At 71.4% G+C, this 17,650-nt stretch carries 17 protein-coding genes and 1 pseudogene; 8 read left to right on the top strand and 10 right to left on the bottom strand.

What is annotated here, in order from left to right; all coding sequences use genetic code 11:
* Positions 1-2: 2 nt before the first annotated feature.
* Positions 3-539 carry an inorganic diphosphatase gene (gene ppa, locus ACUN0C_RS07465; protein WP_445465705.1) on the bottom strand — a complete coding sequence of 179 codons (537 nt, stop codon included), beginning with the start codon at positions 537-539 and terminating at the stop codon, positions 3-5.
* A 66-nt stretch (positions 540-605) separates the two neighbouring features.
* Between ppa and ACUN0C_RS07460 the strand changes: the two are divergent.
* Positions 606-1,607, top strand: a pseudogene (locus ACUN0C_RS07460) (LLM class flavin-dependent oxidoreductase); the annotation flags it as partial.
* A 42-nt stretch (positions 1,608-1,649) separates the two neighbouring features.
* On the opposite strand, the gene ACUN0C_RS07455 reads toward ACUN0C_RS07460, so the two are convergent.
* From ACUN0C_RS07455 to ACUN0C_RS07440, 4 genes are all read right to left on the bottom strand, one after another.
* The gene (locus ACUN0C_RS07455; RefSeq protein ID WP_445465976.1) at positions 1,650-1,892 is read right to left on the bottom strand and encodes a DUF1127 domain-containing protein; all 243 of its coding nucleotides are present in this window, start codon (positions 1,890-1,892) and stop codon (positions 1,650-1,652) included.
* Between the two features lie 395 nt (positions 1,893-2,287).
* Positions 2,288-2,797 carry a GNAT family N-acetyltransferase gene (locus ACUN0C_RS07450; RefSeq protein ID WP_445465704.1) on the bottom strand — a complete coding sequence of 170 codons (510 nt, stop codon included), beginning with the start codon at positions 2,795-2,797 and terminating at the stop codon, positions 2,288-2,290.
* A 106-nt stretch (positions 2,798-2,903) separates the two neighbouring features.
* Positions 2,904-3,998 (bottom strand): TRAP transporter substrate-binding protein, encoded by a 1,095-nt coding sequence (locus ACUN0C_RS07445; protein ID WP_445465703.1) that lies wholly within the window; start codon positions 3,996-3,998, stop codon positions 2,904-2,906.
* 123 nt (positions 3,999-4,121) lie between these two features.
* Complete coding sequence (locus ACUN0C_RS07440; protein WP_445465702.1) at positions 4,122-4,796, bottom strand: class I SAM-dependent methyltransferase; 675 nt, start codon at positions 4,794-4,796, stop codon at positions 4,122-4,124.
* A gap of 249 nt (positions 4,797-5,045) precedes the next feature.
* Here ACUN0C_RS07440 and ACUN0C_RS07435 point away from each other — a divergent pair, with 249 nt between their 5' ends.
* On the top strand, positions 5,046-7,991 hold the full coding sequence (locus ACUN0C_RS07435; protein ID WP_445465701.1) for a cation-translocating P-type ATPase: 2,946 nt from the start codon (positions 5,046-5,048) through the stop codon (positions 7,989-7,991).
* Here ACUN0C_RS07435 and ACUN0C_RS07430 read toward each other — a convergent pair.
* Both ACUN0C_RS07430 and ACUN0C_RS07425 read right to left on the bottom strand, forming a co-directional pair.
* Complete coding sequence (locus tag ACUN0C_RS07430; RefSeq protein ID WP_445465700.1) at positions 7,930-8,424, bottom strand: hypothetical protein; 495 nt, start codon at positions 8,422-8,424, stop codon at positions 7,930-7,932. The two genes, ACUN0C_RS07435 and ACUN0C_RS07430, sit on opposite strands and share 62 nt — an antisense overlap.
* Positions 8,417-8,746: a DUF5132 domain-containing protein gene (locus ACUN0C_RS07425; protein WP_445465699.1), complete on the bottom strand. Its 330-nt coding sequence runs from the start codon at positions 8,744-8,746 to the stop codon at positions 8,417-8,419. The genes ACUN0C_RS07430 and ACUN0C_RS07425 overlap by 8 nt, the downstream gene beginning before the upstream one ends.
* Before the next feature lie 189 nt (positions 8,747-8,935).
* Here ACUN0C_RS07425 and ACUN0C_RS07420 point away from each other — a divergent pair, with 189 nt between their 5' ends.
* Entirely contained in the window at positions 8,936-10,981 is a 2,046-nt protein-coding gene (locus ACUN0C_RS07420; protein WP_445465698.1) for an NAD(+) synthase, read from the top strand.
* Positions 10,982-10,993: 12 nt separating this feature from the next.
* Here ACUN0C_RS07420 and ACUN0C_RS07415 read toward each other — a convergent pair whose 3' ends face one another.
* Together ACUN0C_RS07415 and ACUN0C_RS07410 are read right to left on the bottom strand one after the other, a co-directional pair.
* On the bottom strand, positions 10,994-11,719 hold the full coding sequence (locus tag ACUN0C_RS07415; protein ID WP_445465697.1) for a sulfite exporter TauE/SafE family protein: 726 nt from the start codon (positions 11,717-11,719) through the stop codon (positions 10,994-10,996).
* 233 nt (positions 11,720-11,952) lie between these two features.
* Complete coding sequence (locus tag ACUN0C_RS07410) at positions 11,953-13,059, bottom strand: cytochrome-c peroxidase (RefSeq protein ID WP_445465696.1); 1,107 nt, start codon at positions 13,057-13,059, stop codon at positions 11,953-11,955.
* A gap of 380 nt (positions 13,060-13,439) precedes the next feature.
* Here ACUN0C_RS07410 and ACUN0C_RS07405 point away from each other — a divergent pair, with 380 nt between their 5' ends.
* The 5 genes from ACUN0C_RS07405 to ACUN0C_RS07385 are packed head-to-tail and all read left to right on the top strand — an operon-like array spanning position 13,440 to position 16,683.
* On the top strand, positions 13,440-13,838 hold the full coding sequence (locus tag ACUN0C_RS07405; protein WP_445465695.1) for a Fur family transcriptional regulator: 399 nt from the start codon (positions 13,440-13,442) through the stop codon (positions 13,836-13,838).
* Positions 13,835-14,056, top strand: a complete 222-nt coding sequence (locus ACUN0C_RS07400) for a hypothetical protein (RefSeq protein ID WP_445465694.1) — start codon at positions 13,835-13,837, stop codon at positions 14,054-14,056. The genes ACUN0C_RS07405 and ACUN0C_RS07400 overlap by 4 nt, the downstream gene beginning before the upstream one ends.
* Positions 14,057-14,063: 7 nt before the next feature.
* Positions 14,064-14,813 (top strand): zinc ABC transporter ATP-binding protein AztA, encoded by a 750-nt coding sequence (gene aztA, locus ACUN0C_RS07395; RefSeq protein ID WP_445465693.1) that lies wholly within the window; start codon positions 14,064-14,066, stop codon positions 14,811-14,813.
* Positions 14,813-15,679: a zinc ABC transporter permease AztB gene (gene aztB / locus ACUN0C_RS07390; RefSeq protein ID WP_445465692.1), complete on the top strand. Its 867-nt coding sequence runs from the start codon at positions 14,813-14,815 to the stop codon at positions 15,677-15,679. Before aztA ends, aztB begins: the two co-directional genes overlap by 1 nt.
* 11 nt (positions 15,680-15,690) lie before the next feature.
* The gene (locus tag ACUN0C_RS07385; RefSeq protein WP_445465691.1) at positions 15,691-16,683 is read left to right on the top strand and encodes a metal ABC transporter solute-binding protein, Zn/Mn family; all 993 of its coding nucleotides are present in this window, start codon (positions 15,691-15,693) and stop codon (positions 16,681-16,683) included.
* 7 nt (positions 16,684-16,690) lie between these two features.
* Here ACUN0C_RS07385 and ACUN0C_RS07380 read toward each other — a convergent pair whose 3' ends face one another.
* Positions 16,691-17,650, bottom strand: a complete 960-nt coding sequence (locus tag ACUN0C_RS07380) for a dimethyl sulfoxide reductase anchor subunit family protein (RefSeq protein WP_445465690.1) — start codon at positions 17,648-17,650, stop codon at positions 16,691-16,693.

Here is a 17,650-nt window from a genome sequence, read left to right as displayed (position 1 = left end):
CCTCAGGCGGCCTTGCCTTTCGCCCGCTCGATCGATTCCAGCACGATCCGCTTCGCCTCCTCCGCGTTGCCCCAGCGCACGATCTTCACCCACTTGCCGCCCTCGAGATCCTTGTAGTGGGCGAAGAAGTGCTCGATCTGCTCGGTCGTGATCCGCGGCATGTCCTCGTAGCTGCGGATCGATTCGTAGCGCCTCGTGAGCTTGGGCGAGGGGACGGCGATCACCTTCTCGTCGGTGCCCGCCTCGTCCTCCATGATGAGGACGCCGATCGGGCGGCAATTGATGACGCAGCCCGGCACCAGGCCGCGCGTGGAGGCGCACAGCACGTCGAGCGGATCGCCGTCGCCGCACAGAGTGTGCGGCACGAAGCCGTAATTCCCCGGATAGCGCATCGGGGTGTAGAGGAAGCGGTCGACGAAGAGCGTGCCGGCATCCTTGTCCATCTCGTATTTGATGGGCTCGCCGCCGACCGGCACCTCGATGATGACGTTCACGTCCTCGGGCGGGTTGGTGCCGATCGGGATCGCATCGATGCGCATGCGGACTCCTACTTTCGCGTCTCGACCCCAGATGGCAGGCGAGGAAGGCGCAAGCAAGGTAGCCGAATGAACGAGGACAGTGCAGGCAAGGCTCCGCTCCGGCTGAGCGTGCTCGACCAGTCGCCGGTCTCCGAGGGCTCGAGCGGCCCGGAGGCGCTCCGCAATTCCGTGGATCTCGCGCGCCTTGCCGACCGGCTCGGCTATCACCGCTACTGGATCGCCGAGCACCACGGCACGCCGATGCTCGCCTCGCCGAGCCCGGAGGCGCTGATCGGGCCGATCGCGGCGGCGACGGAGGCGATCCGGGTCGGCAGCGGCGGCGTCATGCTGCCGCATTACAGCCCCGTGAAGGTGGCGGAGACCTTCTCGATGTTCGCCGGCCTCTTCCCCGGGCGGATCGACCTCGGCCTCGGCCGCGCGCCGGGCTCCGACCAGCGCACCGCCTACGCGCTGCAGCGCGACCGCCGCCACGCCGCGCCGGACGATTTCCCGGAGCAGCTCGTCGAGCTCCTCGGCTATCTGGCGGGCACGATCCCGCCCGACCATCCCTTCGCGGCTCTGGCCGAGCTGCCCGGCCGGCCGCACGCGCCGGAGCCCCATCTGCTCGGCTCGTCGCTGCAGAGCGCGCTCTGGGCCGGCCAGCTCGACCTGCCCTACGTCTTCGCCGACTTCATCAATGCCGAGGGCGCGCCGATCGCGGCGCGCTACCGCGCCGAGCTCGCCGAGCGCCATCCCGGCGCGAAGCCGCGCATCATCGTCGCGGTCTGGGCGATTGCGGCGGAGACGGACGCGGCGGCCGAGCGGCTCGCCGCGAGCCACCGCATGGCGATGACGCTGTTCCGCCGCGGCCGGCTCATCCGCATCCCGCCGGTCGAGGCCGCGCTCGAGTTCCTCGCCGGCGAGGGCGAGACGGCGGTGCCGTTCGGCCCGGGCCGGCGGCGCGTGGTCGGCTCGCCCGAGCGCGTGAAGGCGGGGCTCGAGGCGGTCGCCGCCGAGTACGGCGCGGACGAGGTGATGGTCGTCACCATCACGCACGAGCATGCCGCGCGGCGGCGCTCCTACGAACTCATCGCAGAGGCGTTCGGGCTCGCCGCGCCCGGCCGAGGGCGCTCAGACGCCCCGCCGCCGCGCGAGGATCCAGTCCGGCAGGCCGGCCGGCCCGCGGGCCAGGTCGGAGGGCTCCAGGCCGATGTCGCGCAGCACGTGGTCCGGCAGGCGGACGAGCGTCGCATAGGTCTGCCGCCGCGCCCGCCGTGCTTGCCAGCGCGAGAGGCAGGACTGGAACGCGTCGCCGAGGAGGGCGAACCCGCCGAGCCGTGCCTCGTCGATGCGCGCAGTGGTGATGTCCGACATGGTCGGCTCCTTCGAAAGGCTTCTTCCGGCCGCGTCCGGCCGTCCGGGCCGGGCGTGGCGAGGCGCGGTCGATAGGGCGGGCGCGTTTCCGAACTGTTTCGCGGCGAAGGAAAGCGGTTTCGGGAACGGCTCGATCGCCGGCTGGACCGGGCGACCTGAACCAGCGCCTTCGTGGCGGCGAGGCGCACTGGATGCCCGGATCAAGTCCGGGCAGGACGACAGTGGAGAGGCGGGGCCGTGCCGGATGCCCGGATCAAGTCCGGGCAGGACGACAGTGGAGAGGCGGGGCCGTGCCGGATGCCCGGATCAGGCCCGGGCAGGACGACAGCGGGAGAGGAGGGGCCGTGCTGGATGCCGGGGTCAAGCCCTCGCAGGACGACGACGGGCGGCCGGGATCAGACCTTGAACTCGAACCAGAGGCAGGGGAGCGCGCGACCGCCGAGCGTCTCCTCGCTGCGCGCGACGAGGCGGCCGCCGCGACGCTCGTAGAAGCGGGTGGCGCGGTCGTTGTCGGCGAGCGCGCGGATCACCAGGCGCGGGTAGCCCTGCGCGCGGATGATCTTCACGGCCCCGGCGAAGAGGCGGGAGCCGAGCCCGATCCCCTGATATTCCGGCGCGAGGTAGAACTCCTGGATCTCGGCGACCGTGGCGCGGCTGCGGGTGCGGGCCGCGCCGAAGGTGGTGTAGCCCGCGACCTTGCCGCCGACGTCGAGCACGAGGAGGCCGTTGCCCTTCTTCGCCACCTCGGCCCACCAGGGCGCGGCGCGCCGCACGATCATGCGCTCCAGCGCGAGCGCCGGTATGACCCCCGAATAGGCCTCGCGCCAAGCGGCCGCATGGACGTCCGCGATGCTGCCGGCATCGGAGGGTCGGCCCTTGCGAACGTCGATGACGAGCGCGGTCATGATGCGGATGCTACGCCGCTTCGGGCCGGCCTGAGAAGGGGAAAAATGCGCGGCGTGGCAGCCGTGCCGGCGCGCCGGAACGGCGCGCGCCGGTGCCCCGCGCGCGCTATTTCAGCCGGCTCGCGATCATGTAGCTGTCGAAGGCGTATTCGTTGACCTGCCACCAGAGATAATTCTCCTTGCGGAAGGCGAGCATCGATTCGAGCGAGCGCCGGAAGAGGTCGTCCTGCGCGGCCTTCTCCCGGTAGAGCTCGTGGGCGGCCGCCCAGGCCGCGTCGAGCACCGGATTGGGGAAGATCTTCACCTCCGTGCCGCCGGCGACCAGCCGCATCAGCGCCGGCCCGTTCGAGGAATCGTACTTGGCGAGCATGGCGTTCATCGCCGAATCGCCGGCCTGTCGCAGGATCGCCTGGTAGTGCTTCGGCAGCTCGTTCCAGCGCTGTTCGTTGACCACCATGTGGAGGACGGCGCCGCCCTCCCAGAAGCCCGGCGCGTAATAGTATTTCGCAACCCGCGCGAAGCCGAGCTTCTCGTCGTCGTAGGGGCTCACGAACTCCGCCGCGTCGATCGTGCCGCGCTCCAGCGCGGCATAGATGTCGCCGCCGCCGATCTGCTGCGGCACGACGCCGAGCTTGGCGAGCACCTCGCCGCCGAGCCCGCCGATCCGCATCTTCAGGCCCTGCCAGTCGGACGGCTGGTTGATTTCCTTGCGGAACCAGCCGCCCATCTGGGTGCCCGACTGCCCGCACGGGAAGCCGACGACGCCGAACGTGGCGAGCGCCTCGTCCATCAGCGCGTTGCCGCCGCCATTCGTCAGCCAGGCATATTGCAGGCGGGAATTGAACGAAAACGGCACGCCGGTGCCGAAGGCGAGCGACGGCTGCTTGCCGATGTAGAAGTAGATCGGCGTGTGGGCACAATCGACCGAGCCGTTCGCGACGACGTCCATCGCCTGCAGCGCCGGCGCGATCTCGCCCGGTCCGAAACACTGGATCTGGAAGCGGTTGTCGGTCGCCTCGGCGACATATCGCGCGAAGGTGAGGGCATTGCCGAAGAGCGCGTCGAGCGGCTTCGGGAAACTCGACGTGAGCCGCCAGCGCACCTCCGGCATGGACTGGGCGATCGCCGGCGCGGCGAGCGCCGCACTCCCCGCCGCCGCCCCGCCGATGATGCCGCCCTTCAGGAATTCACGACGCTTCATGATCCGCTCCTCCCGGCTCGTTGCCGCGAGCATAATCGGCGCGGGGAGGAGCGCCAGAGGCTCGATGCAGCCGCGGCGACGTTGTCTCCGCCGGGGCGCCGCGGACGCACCATCCGGCGGCCCCTACGCCACCCTGAAGCGAACCAGCGTGTAGAACGGCCGGACCGGCCGGCGCTCCAGGAGCGTGACCCCGCCGTGACGGTCGGCCCAGGCCTGCAGGCGCGCGAACGGGAATTCCGGGCGCAGGCCGATCGCGCGCGTATGCCGCGCCGCGAACCGCTCGATCGCGGCGGTCAGGCCGCGCTCGGAATAGAGGTGGCTCATCAGGATGATCTCGCCGCCGGGCCTGACCACCCGCGCGCATTCGTCGAGCACCCGCTCCGGGTTCTCGACCAGCGTGATGACGAACTGGGCGACGGCCGAATCGAAGGCGCGATCGGGAAAAGCGAGCTCGTGCGCATCCATCACCTGCAGCGATTCCACGTGCGGGTAGCGCCCCGTTGCCCGCTTCGTCTCGGCCCTCGCGAGCATGGCCTGGCTCAGATCGATGCCGACGACGCGGGTGCCGGTGCGGGCGTAGGCGCCGAAGGAGAGGCCTGTGCCGACGCCGATCTCCAGCGTCCGGCCGCCGACCGCGCAGGCGGCCTCGACCGCCGCCCTGCGGCCGTGATGGAAGATCGGGCCGCAGACCCCGTCATAGACGGGCGCCCACGCGCTGTAGGCGCGCTCGATCGTGTCCCGGTCGAGATCGCGGCTGCAATAGCGGTCGAACGCGAGTGGACCTGACCTGGGCGGCATGGGGGGCTCTCCCGGCAAAAAGGGCTTGGTTCGCCCGGAATAGAGGAAGCCCTGTGAAAGCCCGATGACGGCCACGGGCGCGTGTTCGGACATGGGGATCGGCCGGCCTTTGCCCGGGGTGGGGGACCTGCGACCATTCCGTCACGAAACCGTGCTTGATTGGCGGGCGGGTTCGGAACAATCACACCGTGCGGGCGGGTCGCGCCGTGCCCGGTGAACGTCCGCCCCGCAGTCAGGTCGTCGTCGCGCATGGATTCGTCAGTCGCCGTCCGCCATCACGTCCCGGGACGAACCCGGCTCGACCTCGCCTGCTGGCCCGCGGCGGGCGATCTCGCCGCGATCCTCTCCGGGCTCGCCGGCCGCGGCTGGACGGTGGCGTCGGCCAACCGCCACACGAAGAGCATCCTGCTCAAGCACGGCGGCGACGTGCCGCCCGAGGCCGTCGCCGAGCACGTCGCCGGCCTGTTGCGGCAGCCGCCGCGCGCCGGCGGCCGCGAAGCAGGGGCCGGCGGCGGGCCGATCCCGGGCGGGGGCGAGGCGGAGCTTCGGCAGATCGCCGCCGCCAGCCGGGCGGACGTGCTCGCGCGCCTCGGAAGCAGCCAGGACGGCCTCGCGGCGGATGAGGCGAGCCGGCTCCTCGGCGTTCATGGCCCGAACGCCGTCCCCGCCCGGCCGGGACGGTCGCAGCGCGCGATGCTCGCCGAGCAGCTCACGACGTTGCCGGTCGCGCTTCTCGCCGGATCGGCGGTGCTGTCGCTGGCGACCGGAGGACTGGTGGACGCCGTCGTGACGATCGGCGTCGTGGTCGTGAACGCCGCAATCGGCTTCTCCTCCGAGAATGCGACGGAGCGCCTGATCCGGCGGCTGTCGCAGCCCGTCGACCATCTGGCCGCGGTGGTGCGGGACGGGGCGCAACTGACGATCCCGGCCCGCGATGTCGTGCCCGGCGACGTCGTCCTTCTCGCGCCGAGCGCAGTGGTGCCGGCCGATGCCAGGCTCATCGAAGCGAGCGACCTCACGATCGACGAGTCCATCCTGACCGGCGAGAGCCTTCCGGCCGAGAAGAGCGCCGGGGGCATCAGGCGCCCGTTCTCGAGCGTCGCCGAACGGGCGAACATCGTCCATGCCGGCACTGTCGTGACGGGAGGCGGCGGGCGCGCCGTCGTGTTCCGCACCGGCGCCGGCACCGAGATGGCGCGGACCCGCGACCTGATCGGCTCGACCCGCCGGCAGCGCCCCGTCATCGAGGACAAGCTCGCCGCGCTCGCGACCCGGCTGGCCATCGGTTGCGTGGCGATCTCGGGCGTGGTGTTCGCGATCGGCTACATGCGCGGGGAGCCGCTCGTCGGGCTGGCGAAGAGCGCCGTCGCGCTCGCCGTCTCGGCGATCCCGGAGGGCCTGCCGGCCGTAGCGACGACGGCGCTCGCGCTCGGCGCCCGCTCGATGGAGGGCGAAGGGGCATTCGTGCGCTCGCTGCCGGCGATCGAGGCGCTCGGCTCGATCGACACGATCTGCCTCGACAAGACCGGGACGCTGACGGAGAACCGGATGGCGGTGGTCGCCGTCCATCTCGGGGCGGAACCGCGTGCGATTCTGGAAGGGTCGCCCCGGACCGCATCCGACGATCCGGACCTGCGTGCCTTGGGCGAATCGATCGCGCTCTGCAACGAGGCCCGGCTCGGCGCCGGCACCGGGTCGGCGACCGAGCTCGCGCTGCTCGGCTTCGCCGCGTCCGTCGGCATCGATCCCGACGCGCTCCAGGCGCGCTACCCGATCGCGGCCATCCGCAACCGGAACCAGACGCGGCACTTCATGGCGACCGAGCACCGGAGCGACGACGCGAGCTGGGTGATCGTCAAGGGTGCGCCCGAGGAGGTGCTCGCGGTCGCGTCCGACGAAGCTTTCGCCGGCGCCGTCGCCCCGCTCTCGCAGGAGCGCCGGGCTGCGATCGTGGAAGCCAACCAGGCGCTCGCCGGCAAGGGGCTCCGCGTCCTCGGGGTGGCGCGCCGGGTCGGCAGCCTGGAGGAGGGCGAGATCGGCGGGATGACCTGGCTTGGCCTGGTGGCGCTCGCCGATCCGGTCCGGCTGGAGGCGCGCGAGGCGGTCGAGCTCCTGCACCGCGCCGGCGTGCGGACGATCATGATCACCGGCGACCAGGCGGCGACCGCTCTCAACGTCGCCGAGACCCTGTTCCTGTCGCGGACCGGCATCATTCCCGTCGTGGAGGGCTGGCGGATCGCCGATCTCTCCGAGGCGGAGCTGGGGGAGCTCGCGCTCAAGACCTCCGTCTTCGCGCGCGTCGGGCCGGCCGAGAAGCTGCGCATCGTGAAGGCGCTGGAGAGCGCCGGCCGGCGCGTCGCCATGATCGGCGACGGCGTCAACGACGGCCCGGCGCTGAGGGCCGCCTCGGTCGGGGTGGCGATGGGCAAGAACGGCACCGACGTCGCGCGCGAGGTGGCCGACATCGTGATCGCCGACGACGATCTGCGCGAGCTCGCGCGGGCCATCGCGCGCGGCCGCGCGACGAACGACAACGTGAAGAGCTCGCTCGGCTATTTCCTGTCCACCAACCTCTCCGAGGTGCTGGTGATGCTGTTCGAATCGCTGCACGGCCGCGGCGAGCTCGAGACGCCGATGGAGCTCTTCTGGCTGAACCTCGTCACCGACATCCTGCCGGCGCTCGGGCTCGCGCTCGCCGAGCCGCGCGGCGACGTGATGGCGCGCCCGCCGCAGCCCGCCGATGCGCCGCTCTTCGAGCGCGACGAGATCGCCCGCCTCGGCCTCGACGGCGGCGGCATCGCCGCGGCAGCGCTCCTCGCGCATTTCCTGACGCTGTCGCGCGCGGGCCTCGGGCCGCGGACCCGGAGCATGACCTTCGCGACGCTCGCGCTCGCGCAGATCGCGCATGCCTGGGCGCTGCGCGACCGCTCGCCGGGCGCCGGCGAGGCGCTCGCGATTTCGGAGCGGCGGCTGGAGGGCTTCCTCGCCGCGGCGGCGGCGCTCCTTGCGCTCCCCTTCCTCGCGCCGCCCTTGCGCCGGCTCCTCGGGATCGCGCCGCTTTCCACGGCCGACGTGCTCACGGCCGGCGCGTTCGCCGGAGGGTCGCTGGCACTTGCCGAAGGGCGTCGCGTGGTCAGCGCCGCGGGCGCAAGGCGCGGCTCGCCGCGATCGTCGCCGCCTGCCCGAACAGGGTGAGCGCCGGGCCGGCTACGCGCCCGCGCGCGAGCTGGACGAAGCCGCCGGCGACGAGGCCGGCGAAGGCGAGGCTCCACAGGTCGCCGCGGCCGCCGGTGAGCCGCATGACCGTCGCCTCGGCGCGGTCGAGCCCCGCCAGCGTCTCCGCAATCGGATCGAGCGGCGCGGCCGGGCCCGGCTCCGACAGGAGCAGCAGGTCCCGGTCCGCCAGCGCGCGGACGATCGCCTCGAAGCAGCCGCCGTGGCGGATGAGGAGGCTGCAGGTCGACGGCCGGATCTCGACCGCCTCGACCGTCTCGATGCCGGAAACCGCGTCGGCGAAGCGCGCGAGCGCCGCCTCGCCCTGCAGCGGCGGCTCGATGGCGATGCGGATCCGGCCCGGGATGCGGTGGCGGATGCGGCCGCGCAACGGCTCGGGCGCCCCGTCAGTCACCGTCGGCCCCTTCCGCCGAGGCTTCGGTGCCGGCCGACGCTCCGGCCGCGGCCCCGGTCGCGGCGCCGGCCGACGCGCCCGCCGCGGCCCCGGCGTCTTCTGCGCCGATCTCGTGCATGACCTCGGCGACGAGGTCCTCGACCTCCTCGCCGACGCGGGCGGCCGCCACGCGTGCGGCGGCATAGCCCTCGAGGCCGGCGCGAACGGCGGACTTGGCGTAGGGCCGCGCCGTCCGCCACAGAGCGGGGCCTACGACGGCCGCTCCCGCGCCGACCGCGATCCCGAGGAAGAACCCGCCCCGTACGATTTCCCGCAGCGCCATCCCGCCAAGCCCTCCCGCTCTCGAACACCCTTCTAGATGCGCAAGATTGCGCCCGGAGGACAAGAGCGCCGGTGCCGCGGGCGGGAAGGACCGGGCGGCATTGCGACGGGATTTGCGGCCGCAGCCTTTCCGGCGCAATTCCGTTAGAGTGGCGGTGCGCCGCCTCGTCCAGGGATCCCGACCTCCGACATGTCCTTCCGCTCCATCTACCGGCACGGCTTCGTGCGCGTCGCCGCCTGCACGATCGCCGCGCGTCTCGCCGATCCGGCCGCGAATGCCTCCTCGATCCTCGCCGCCGCGCGCGCGAGCCACGAACGCTCCGCCGCGCTCGTCGTGCTGCCCGAGCTGTCGCTCTCGGCCTATTCGATCGACGACCTGCTGCTCCAGGACACGCTTCTCGACGCCGCGGAAGCGGGGATCGCCGCGATCCGCGACGGCTCCCGCGACCTGCTTCCCGTGATCCTCTTCGGCGCGCCGCTCCGCCATCGCGGCCGCGTCTACAATTGCGCGCTCGCCGTCCATCGGGGCCGGCTGCTCGGCGTCGTGCCCAAGGTCCATTTGCCGAACTACCGCGAGTTCTACGAGCGCCGCCATTTCGGCTCGGGCGATGACACCGACGGCGGCACAATCGTCGTGGCCGGCGAGGAGGCGCCGTTCGGCCCCGACATCCTGTTCGAGGCCGAGGACGTGCCGGGCTTCGTCCTCCACGCCGAGATCTGCGAGGATTTCTGGGTGCCCGTGCCGCCGTCGGCGGAGGCCGCGCTCGCCGGCGCGACCGTGCTCGCCAACCTTTCCGCCTCCAACATCACGATCGGCAAGGCCGAGACGCGCCGGCTGCTCTGCCGCTCGGCCTCGGCGCGCTGCCTCGCGGCCTACGTCTACTCGGCGGCGGGGGCTGGCGAATCGACCACCGACCTCGCCTGGGACGGCCAGGCCGACATCTACGAGAACGGGGAATTGCTCGCCTGCACCGAACGCTTTCCCTCGAGCGACGAGATCGCCATCGCCGACGTCGACCTCGACCTCCTCCGCCAGGAGCGGGCGCGGATGGGCACCTTCGACGACAACCGGCGCCGCATGCTCGGCGGCGCCGATCCGTTCCGCCGCGTCCTCTTCCGCCTCGACCCTCCGGACGGCGATTTCGGGCTCGCGCGCACGGTTGAGCGCCACCCCTTCGTGCCGGCCGACCCCGAGCGGCTCGCGCTCGATTGCTACGAGGCCTACAACATCCAGGTCGCCGGCCTCGTGCAGCGCCTGGAGGCGGCGCACATCAGGCGGATCGTGATCGGCGTCTCGGGCGGGCTCGATTCGACGCAGGCGCTGATCGTCGCGGCCAAGGCCTTCGACCGGCTCGGCCGCGACCGCAAGGACATCCTCGCCTTCACCATGCCGGGCTTCGCCACCAGCGACCGCACCAAGGGGAACGCGCACCGGCTGATGGCGGCGCTCGGCGCCTCCGCGCACGAGCTCGACATCCGCCCGGCGGCGCGGCAGATGCTCGCCGATCTCGACCATCCCTTCGCCCGCGGCGAGCCGGTCCACGACTTGACGTTCGAGAACGTGCAGGCCGGGCTCCGGACCGACTATCTGTTCCGCCTCGCCAACCAGCGCGAGGGGATCGTGCTCGGCACCGGCGACCTCTCCGAACTCGCGCTCGGCTGGAGCACCTACGGGGTCGGGGACCACATGTCCCATTACAACGTCAATGCCGGCGTCCCGAAGACCCTCATCCAGCACCTCATCCGATGGGTGATCGCCTCCGGCCAGTTCGACGAGGACGTCGGGCAAACGCTCGAATCCATCCTCGGCACCGAGATCTCGCCCGAGCTCGTGCCGGTCGCGGAGGGGGAGACGCCGCAGAGCACGGAGGCCAAGATCGGCCCCTACGACCTCCAGGACTTCAACCTCTTCTACACGCTCCGCTACGGCTTCCGGCCCTCGAAGATCGCGTTCCTGGCGCTCCATGCCTGGGGCGACGCGGCGGCGGGCGCCTGGCCGCCGGGCTATCCGGAGGAGCGGCGCAGGGGCTACGACCTACCCGCCATCAAGCATTGGCTGCGCGTCTTCCTGCAGCGCTTCTTCGGCTTCAGCCAGTTCAAGCGTTCGGCCATGCCGAACGGCCCGAAGGTCGCGGCCGGCGGCTCGCTGTCGCCGCGCGGCGACTGGCGGGCGCCCTCCGACGGCAATGCGCGGATCTGGATTGAGGAGCTGGAGCGGAACGTGCCCGAGGCGTGAGGCAGTGAAGGATCAGAGCAGGGAATCGACCATGAGCTTGGTCCCGACCACCGCCAGCAGGGCCAGGATGAAGCGGTCGAAGAAGGTTCGCGAGAAGCGGCGTGCCAGCCAGGCGCCGACGGGCATGAAGCCGAGGAGCGGGACGATGGCGGCCGCACTGGCGAGGAAGCGGTCCTGCGTCATGATACCGAGATAGCCGAGCGTCGGCAGCTGGACGACCGTGACGACGAAGAAGTAGCTGGAGATGGTCGCGATGAAGACCGGGCGCTCGAGCCGCATCGCGTTCAGGAAGGTCACGGCGGTCGGCGCGGACATGCCGGCGGCGCCCTGGAGCATTCCGGACGCCATGCCGAGCGGCAGCGACAGCCGCAGGCCCGCCGCGTAGCTGACGATCCAGTCCGGCTTGAGCAGACGGAAGCCGATATAGGCGAACACCGCCAAGGCCATGATGAGGGACAGCAGGTCCTGGTCGAGGCTCGCGAGCGCATAGGATCCGAACAGCATGCCGAGGGAGCCCGCCACCGTGAACGTGGCGAAGAACGCCCAGGGCAGGCGATGCGCGCGGTAGACCCAGGCCTGCCCGAGATTGGTGAGGATGCCGGGCACGACCATCACCGCAACGGCGAAGGGCACGTCGACGAGCATCGCCAGCGCGGGCACCGCGACCAGCGGGGCGCCAGCCCCGGTCGCCCCCTTCAGGAGACCGCCGAGCGCCAAACAGATGAAAGCAAAAAGCACCCGCCATTCCCCCGGTCGTTCTTCTTCCAGCGGCAGCGTTCTAGCCGCAGTCCCGGGTCCGAGGAAGGGCGTCCTTGCCGGCTGGCGCGGCCTCGCCGCCCTTTCTGTCGTCGCCGGACGCGATCCGGCGATCCAGGGGGATGGGGGCAGCTGCACCGGATGCCGGGGCCGGGCCCGGGCGCGACGAAAGCGAGCCCGGCTCGCGCCGGGCTCGCGGTCTTCGTTCGGAGTCGCTAGCGGACCGGGTTCGCCGGCTCGGCCGCGTCCGACGGGTTGGTGGCGTCCTTCACCACCGGATCCGGCTGCGGCGTCTCGCTCGTGCTGACCGGCAGGATCGGCAGCGTCACCTCGGGCTGCTCGCCGGTGAGCGTGTGGAGGAAGGCGGTGATCGCCTTGACCTGCTCGCCGTCGAGCTCGGCGCCAAGCTGGCTCGTCGCCATGATCGCGACCGCCTGCTCCAGATCCCACACCTTGCCGCTATGGAAATAGGGCGCCGTCAGCGCGACGTTGCGCAGCGGAACGGCGCGGAAGACGTACTCGTCGGACGCGGTCTGGGTGACGGCGAATCGGCCCTTGTCGTTGCGCGGCAGAATGTCGGCGCCGGGACGCTCCACGACGCCGAACGGGTAATATTCCTGGCCGCCCACGTTGATGCCGTTGTGGCAGCCGGCGCAGCCGGTGTCCATGAAGAGGCGGAGCCCCTCCTTCTCCTGGTCGGTGAGCACGACCTGGTTGCCTTCCAGGAACTGGTCGAAGCGGGATCCCGGGGTGATGAGCGTCGCCTCGTAGGCCTCGATCGCCTTCGCCAGATTGTCGAAGGTGACCGAGTCGGTCTCGCCGGGGAAGGCGGCGGTGAAGCGGTCGACGTATTCGGGGATGCTCTTCAGGGTGGCGATCACGACCTCCGGCTCGGCCGCCATCTCGACGCCCGCCTGAATCGGCCCGACCGCCTGGCTGCGGAGATCCTCGGCGCGCCCGTCCCAGAACTGCGCGACGTTGAAGATGGCGTTCAGCACGGTGGGCGAGTTGCGCGGTCCCTTCTGCCAGCCGTGGCCGATCGAGGTCTCGAGGTTGTCGTCGCCGCCCATCGCCAGATTGTGGCAGGAATTGCAGCTGAGGATCCCGCTCGCCGAAAGGCGGGGATCGAAGAACAGCATCCGCCCGAGCGTCACCTTCTCGCGCGTGACCGGATTGCCCTTCACCTCGGGAACCATGGACGGAATCGGCTGGAACAGCGCCGTTGCCGCTTCGTGAAGGTCATCATCGGGTTGCTGAGCGAAAGCGCTGCTGCCGAAGACGATCATCGACAGTGCAGCGCCACAGAGAAGAAGGCGTTTCATTGACGGGCTCCTCACGTGGTCGGCTTCAGCAATCCGAAGCCGAGTATCAAACATTCTCGTCCGGCCGGAACGAACAGACAGGAGGTCTGTTCTTTCCGGCGGGGGCTCCCCGACCTTCTTATTGTTCAATCGGTCGAAATGGAGTGCGCGATTTCGGCAAAGCACCTCCCTGTTTCAACGATGCAAGTCTAGCCCGGCGCAACCTTTGATGTCACGCATCCGGCCAACGAAAACCGGCCGAAATTCGTCATCTTGCCAATGCGCCGCACCTAAACTTTCGGTGGTGCTCCCCTGGTCGAAGTCCCGGTGCCGGCCGGCACGCGCGCCGGGTTGCGCTTGTGATGTTATATGATTACAAGATGGACCCAGGAGGACCGGCGATGAAGGAAAGCGCGCTCAGCGCAAACGACGAGCGGATCCTCGGTGCGCTCGGCGCGGCCGAGCGACCGCTCTCGGCATACGACATCCTCGACCGCGCGCGGTCGGGGACGCTGAAGGCGCCGGTCCAGGTCTACCGCTCGCTCGCCAAGCTGCAGCGCGAGGGCCTGGTCCACCGCATCGAGGCCCTCAACGCCTTTGTCCGCTGCTGCCGGTCCCACCACGGCGGGCGGCCGGGCTTCGTCGTCTGCCGCGACTGCAAGTCCGTTCGCGAGTTCGAGGACGAGCGGCTCGCCGCAATCGCCGAATCGGCTGCGGGGGAGGGTTTCGCGATCGAGGCGGTTTCGGTCGAGGTGTTCGGCCGCTGCGCGGCCTGCCGGCACGCGGGGCTGGCCTCGTGAGCCGGGCAGCGGAGCTCGCCGATGCCGAGCCGGCCAGCGTGGCGGTTGCGGAGCACGATCTCGTCCATCGGCACGAGGCGGTCGCGCTCGGCCATGCGCGTGGCGCCTCCGCCCGCGTCGCGCTCGGGCTCCTCGGCCTGGGGCTGCGCGAGCGGCTCGCGCTCGCCGGCGCACTTGCCGCGCTCGTCTGGCTCGCCGTCGGCCTGGTTGCATTCTGATCCGGCCATGGCTCCCATCCTTCGCTTCCGGAACCTGACGCTCGGCTACGACCGGCACGCGGCCGTCCATCATCTCGACGGTGCGGTGGAGGCCGGCTCGCTGACCGCGATCATCGGCCCGAACGGGTCGGGAAAGTCGACGCTGATGAAGGGGATCGCCGGCCTGCTCGCGCCACTTGGCGGCGAGATCCTGCGCGCCGGCGCCGATCCCGCCGACGTCGCCTACCTGCCGCAACAGACCGAGATCGACCGCTCGTTCCCAGCGACCGTGGCGGAACTGGTGTCGCTCGGCCTCTGGCACCGGCGCGGCCTCTTCGGCCGCGTCGACGCGGCCGGCCGGCACCGCATCGATCACGCCATCGCCGCGGTCGGGCTCTCCGGCCTGGAGCGCCGCGGCGTCGACACGCTTTCAGGCGGCCAGATGCAGCGGACGCTCTTCGCGCGGGTCCTGCTGCAGGAGGCCCGGCTCATCCTGCTCGACGAGCCGTTCAATGCGATCGACACGCGCACCGTCGCCGACCTCGTCGGGATCGTCCGCCGCTGGCACGGCGAAGGCCGCACCGTGATCGCCGTCCTCCACGACCTCGACCTCGTGCGCGAGGCGTTCCCGCAGGCGCTGCTGCTCGCCCGCGAGAAGATCGCCTGGGGCCCGGCGGCAGAGGTGCTGCGGCCCGAGAACCTCCTGAAGGCGCGGCGTCTGACGGAGCGCTGGGACGACCACGCACCCTGGTGCGAAGCCGAGACCCGGGCCGCCTGATGCTCCACGACCTGCTGATCGGCCCGTTCGCCGAGTTCGAGTTCATGCGCCGCGCGCTGGTCGGCACGCTCGTGCTCAGCCTCTCGGCATGCCCCGTCGGCGTGTTCCTCATGCTCCGCCGGATGAGCCTCTCCGGCGACGCCATCGCGCATTCGATCCTGCCGGGCGCGGCGGTCGGCTTCCTCGTCTCGGGGCTGGAGCTGCTGCCGATGACCTTCGGCGGGCTCGTTGCGGGGCTCGCCGTGGCGCTCCTTTCGGGCGCCGTGTCGCGTTCCACCATCCAGAAGGAGGATGCGAGCCTCGCCGCCTTCTACCTGATCTCGCTCGCGCTGGGCGTCCTCCTCGTGTCGCTCAAGGGCTCGAGCGTCGATCTCCTCCACGTCCTCTTCGGCAGCGTGCTCGCGCTCGACGACCAGGCGCTCATCCTGATCGGGAGCATCGCGACGGCGACCGTCCTCGCGCTCGCGGTCGCCTGGCGCGGGCTCGTCGCGGAATGCCTGGACCCGATCTTCCTGCGCAGCGTCAGCGGCGTCGGGCCCTGGATCCACGTCCTCTTCCTGGTCCTCGTCGTCCTCAATCTCGTCGGCGGCTTCGAGGCGCTCGGCACGCTGCTCTCGGTCGGGCTGATGATGCTGCCGGCGGCCGCTGCGCGGTTCTGGACGCGGCGGCTGGAGACGATGTGCGCGCTCGCGGTCGGCTTCGGGGCGCTCGCGAGCGTCACCGGCCTGCTCGTCTCCTATCATGCGAGCGTCGCCTCCGGCCCGGCCATCGTGCTGACGGCGGGGATCCTCTACGTGCTTTCGCTCGCCTTCGGCCGCCGCGGGCTGATCGCCGGGCGCCTCTCCACACGACATCGGACAGCCTGAGGAGAATAGAGATGAGACGTGCACTCTCGATGACGCTCGCACTCGGCACCGCGCTCCTGCTGGCCAGCGCCGCGGCGGTTCCGGCGGCCGAGCCTGTGAAGGTGGTCGCGAGCTTCTCGATCCTCGCGGATTTCGTCGCGAAGGTCGGCGGCGACCGGGTCGAGGTCGCGGCCCTCGTCGGCCCGGACAGCGATGCCCATGTCTACGAGCCGAGCCCGGCCGATGCGCGCCGGGTGGCTGCGGCCGACCTGGTCGTGGTGAACGGGCTCGGCTTCGAAGGCTGGCTCGAGCGGCTCGTCAAGGCGAGCGGTTACAAGGGCGAGGTGGCGGTCGCCTCGTCCGGCGTGGCGACCATCCCTGCCGATGGCGGCGACGATCATGGCGATGACAACCATGCGCATGCGCACGGCGAGGACGATCACGGCCATGCAGAAGGGCACGGGCACGCAGAAGCGCACGGCCACCATCACGGCCCGAGCGACCCGCATGCCTGGCAGTCGGCCGCGAACGCCGTCACCTATGCCGGCAACATCGCCGAGGCGCTCTGCCGGGCCGACCAGGGCTCGTGCGAGCTCTTCCGCGCCAACGCGGCCGCCTACCAGGACGAGCTGCGCGCGCTGCATGCCTCGATCGCGGCGGAGTTCGGGGCGCTGCCGCCGGAGCGCCGCAAGGTCATCACCACTCACGACGCCTTCCGCTATTTCGGGCGCGCCTACGGCATCGAATTCATCGCGCCGCAGGGGGTCAGCACCGAGTCGGAGGCGTCGGCGGCCGACGTCGCGAGGCTCATCCAGCAGGTCCGCGCGGAGGGCGTGACGGCGCTCTTCGTGGAGAACGTCTCCGACCCGCGCCTGCTCGAGCAGATCGCGCGCGAGACCGGCACGCGGCCGGGCGGCGCGCTCTATTCCGACGCGCTCTCCGGGCCGGACGGGCCCGCGCCGACCTATGTCGACATGATGCGCCACAATGCGCGCTCGCTGGCGAGCGCGATGCAGGGCAGCTGAGCAGGTCTCAGCGCACCCCGGCGTGGAGCGCGGCGGGGGCGGCGCGCTCGCCGTGGCCGTAATAGAGCGCCACGACGTGCTCGGCTTCGGCGAAGAACAGCCAGCGCTCGGCAAGGATGCCAGCGAGGTGGACCAGCGCCGCGGCCGCGAACCACGGCCAGCCGCCCGCCGCCAGGCCGAGCGCGACGAGCAGGGCCGGGGCCAGCCCGCCGAGCACGACGGCGATCGCCCGGAGCTTCGCGGCGTGTTTCCGCCCGACCCGGAACACCATCTCGCGCGTGAGGTAATTGCCCGTGCTGTGCGGCGGCTCCAGCAGCCGGACGCGGCCGAACCGGCCGAGCCGGGTGGCGGTCTCCGGCGTCGAGCCGGCCGCCCCGAGTGGGCGCCGGTCGGAGCGGCGCCACCACAGCGCCTTGGCCGCCCAGGCGAGCACGAGGAGCGCGAGCGCGGCCCAGCCGAGCCCGCCGGCATTTCCCTCCGCGAAGGCGCGGAAGGAGGCCGCCAGCAGCGCGCCGCCGGCGGCCGAGAACAACAGGTAGCAGGCGGGCGTGAGCCCGGTGTGCCAGCGCGGCACGGCGCGCAGCGACGCGTAGATCATCGCGGTCGCGTAGACGGTCACGGCGGAAAGCGCCGCCACGACGAGGCCGAGGAGCGGCAGCGGCCGGTCGAGCAGCACGGCCGTAGCCATCTGCACCGCGAAGAGGCCGAGCGTGGCGATCGAGAGCACGCCCTCGCGCGAGAGCCAGGACGTTCGCCATTGCGTCAGCGCCCGCCAGGCGCGCTCGGGGCGGCCGAGGTGGAAGGTCGAGGACACAAGGCCGGCCGCGGCGAGGCCGAGCGCGGTGAGCGCGGCTGCGCCGAGCACGGCAGGAGACCCGGACACGGCGCCGAGCGCCAGGAACGCGGCGAGGCCGAAGCCCGCGCCGGAGAGCGTCGTGAAGACGATGATGGAGGCAGCCGGATGCAT

Source organism: Faunimonas sp. B44 (assembly GCF_052655945.1).
The sequence above is the reverse complement of the archived record's forward strand: the minus strand, read 5'-3'. Positions and strand labels throughout refer to the sequence as shown.

Excerpts from the sequence above, each read along its gene's own strand:
- ACUN0C_RS07450 (WP_445465704.1), bottom strand. The coding sequence starts at position 2,797 with ATGACCGCGCTCGTCATCGACGTTCGCAAGGGCCGACCCTCCGATGCC.
- ACUN0C_RS07385 (WP_445465691.1), top strand. The coding sequence starts at position 15,691 with ATGAGACGTGCACTCTCGATGACGCTCGCACTCGGCACCGCGCTCCTG.
- ACUN0C_RS07445 (WP_445465703.1), bottom strand. The coding sequence starts at position 3,998 with ATGAAGCGTCGTGAATTCCTGAAGGGCGGCATCATCGGCGGGGCGGCG.
- ACUN0C_RS07405 (WP_445465695.1), top strand. The coding sequence starts at position 13,440 with ATGAAGGAAAGCGCGCTCAGCGCAAACGACGAGCGGATCCTCGGTGCG.
- ACUN0C_RS07440 (WP_445465702.1), bottom strand. The coding sequence starts at position 4,796 with ATGCCGCCCAGGTCAGGTCCACTCGCGTTCGACCGCTATTGCAGCCGC.
- aztA (WP_445465693.1), top strand. The coding sequence starts at position 14,064 with ATGGCTCCCATCCTTCGCTTCCGGAACCTGACGCTCGGCTACGACCGG.
- aztB (WP_445465692.1), top strand. The coding sequence starts at position 14,813 with ATGCTCCACGACCTGCTGATCGGCCCGTTCGCCGAGTTCGAGTTCATG.
- ppa (WP_445465705.1), bottom strand. The coding sequence starts at position 539 with ATGCGCATCGATGCGATCCCGATCGGCACCAACCCGCCCGAGGACGTG.
- ACUN0C_RS07425 (WP_445465699.1), bottom strand. The coding sequence starts at position 8,746 with ATGGCGCTGCGGGAAATCGTACGGGGCGGGTTCTTCCTCGGGATCGCG.
- ACUN0C_RS07420 (WP_445465698.1), top strand. The coding sequence starts at position 8,936 with ATGTCCTTCCGCTCCATCTACCGGCACGGCTTCGTGCGCGTCGCCGCC.
- ACUN0C_RS07410 (WP_445465696.1), bottom strand. The coding sequence starts at position 13,059 with ATGAAACGCCTTCTTCTCTGTGGCGCTGCACTGTCGATGATCGTCTTC.
- ACUN0C_RS07380 (WP_445465690.1), bottom strand. The coding sequence starts at position 17,650 with ATGCATCCGGCTGCCTCCATCATCGTCTTCACGACGCTCTCCGGCGCG.
- ACUN0C_RS07455 (WP_445465976.1), bottom strand. The coding sequence starts at position 1,892 with ATGTCGGACATCACCACTGCGCGCATCGACGAGGCACGGCTCGGCGGG.
- ACUN0C_RS07435 (WP_445465701.1), top strand. The coding sequence starts at position 5,046 with ATGGATTCGTCAGTCGCCGTCCGCCATCACGTCCCGGGACGAACCCGG.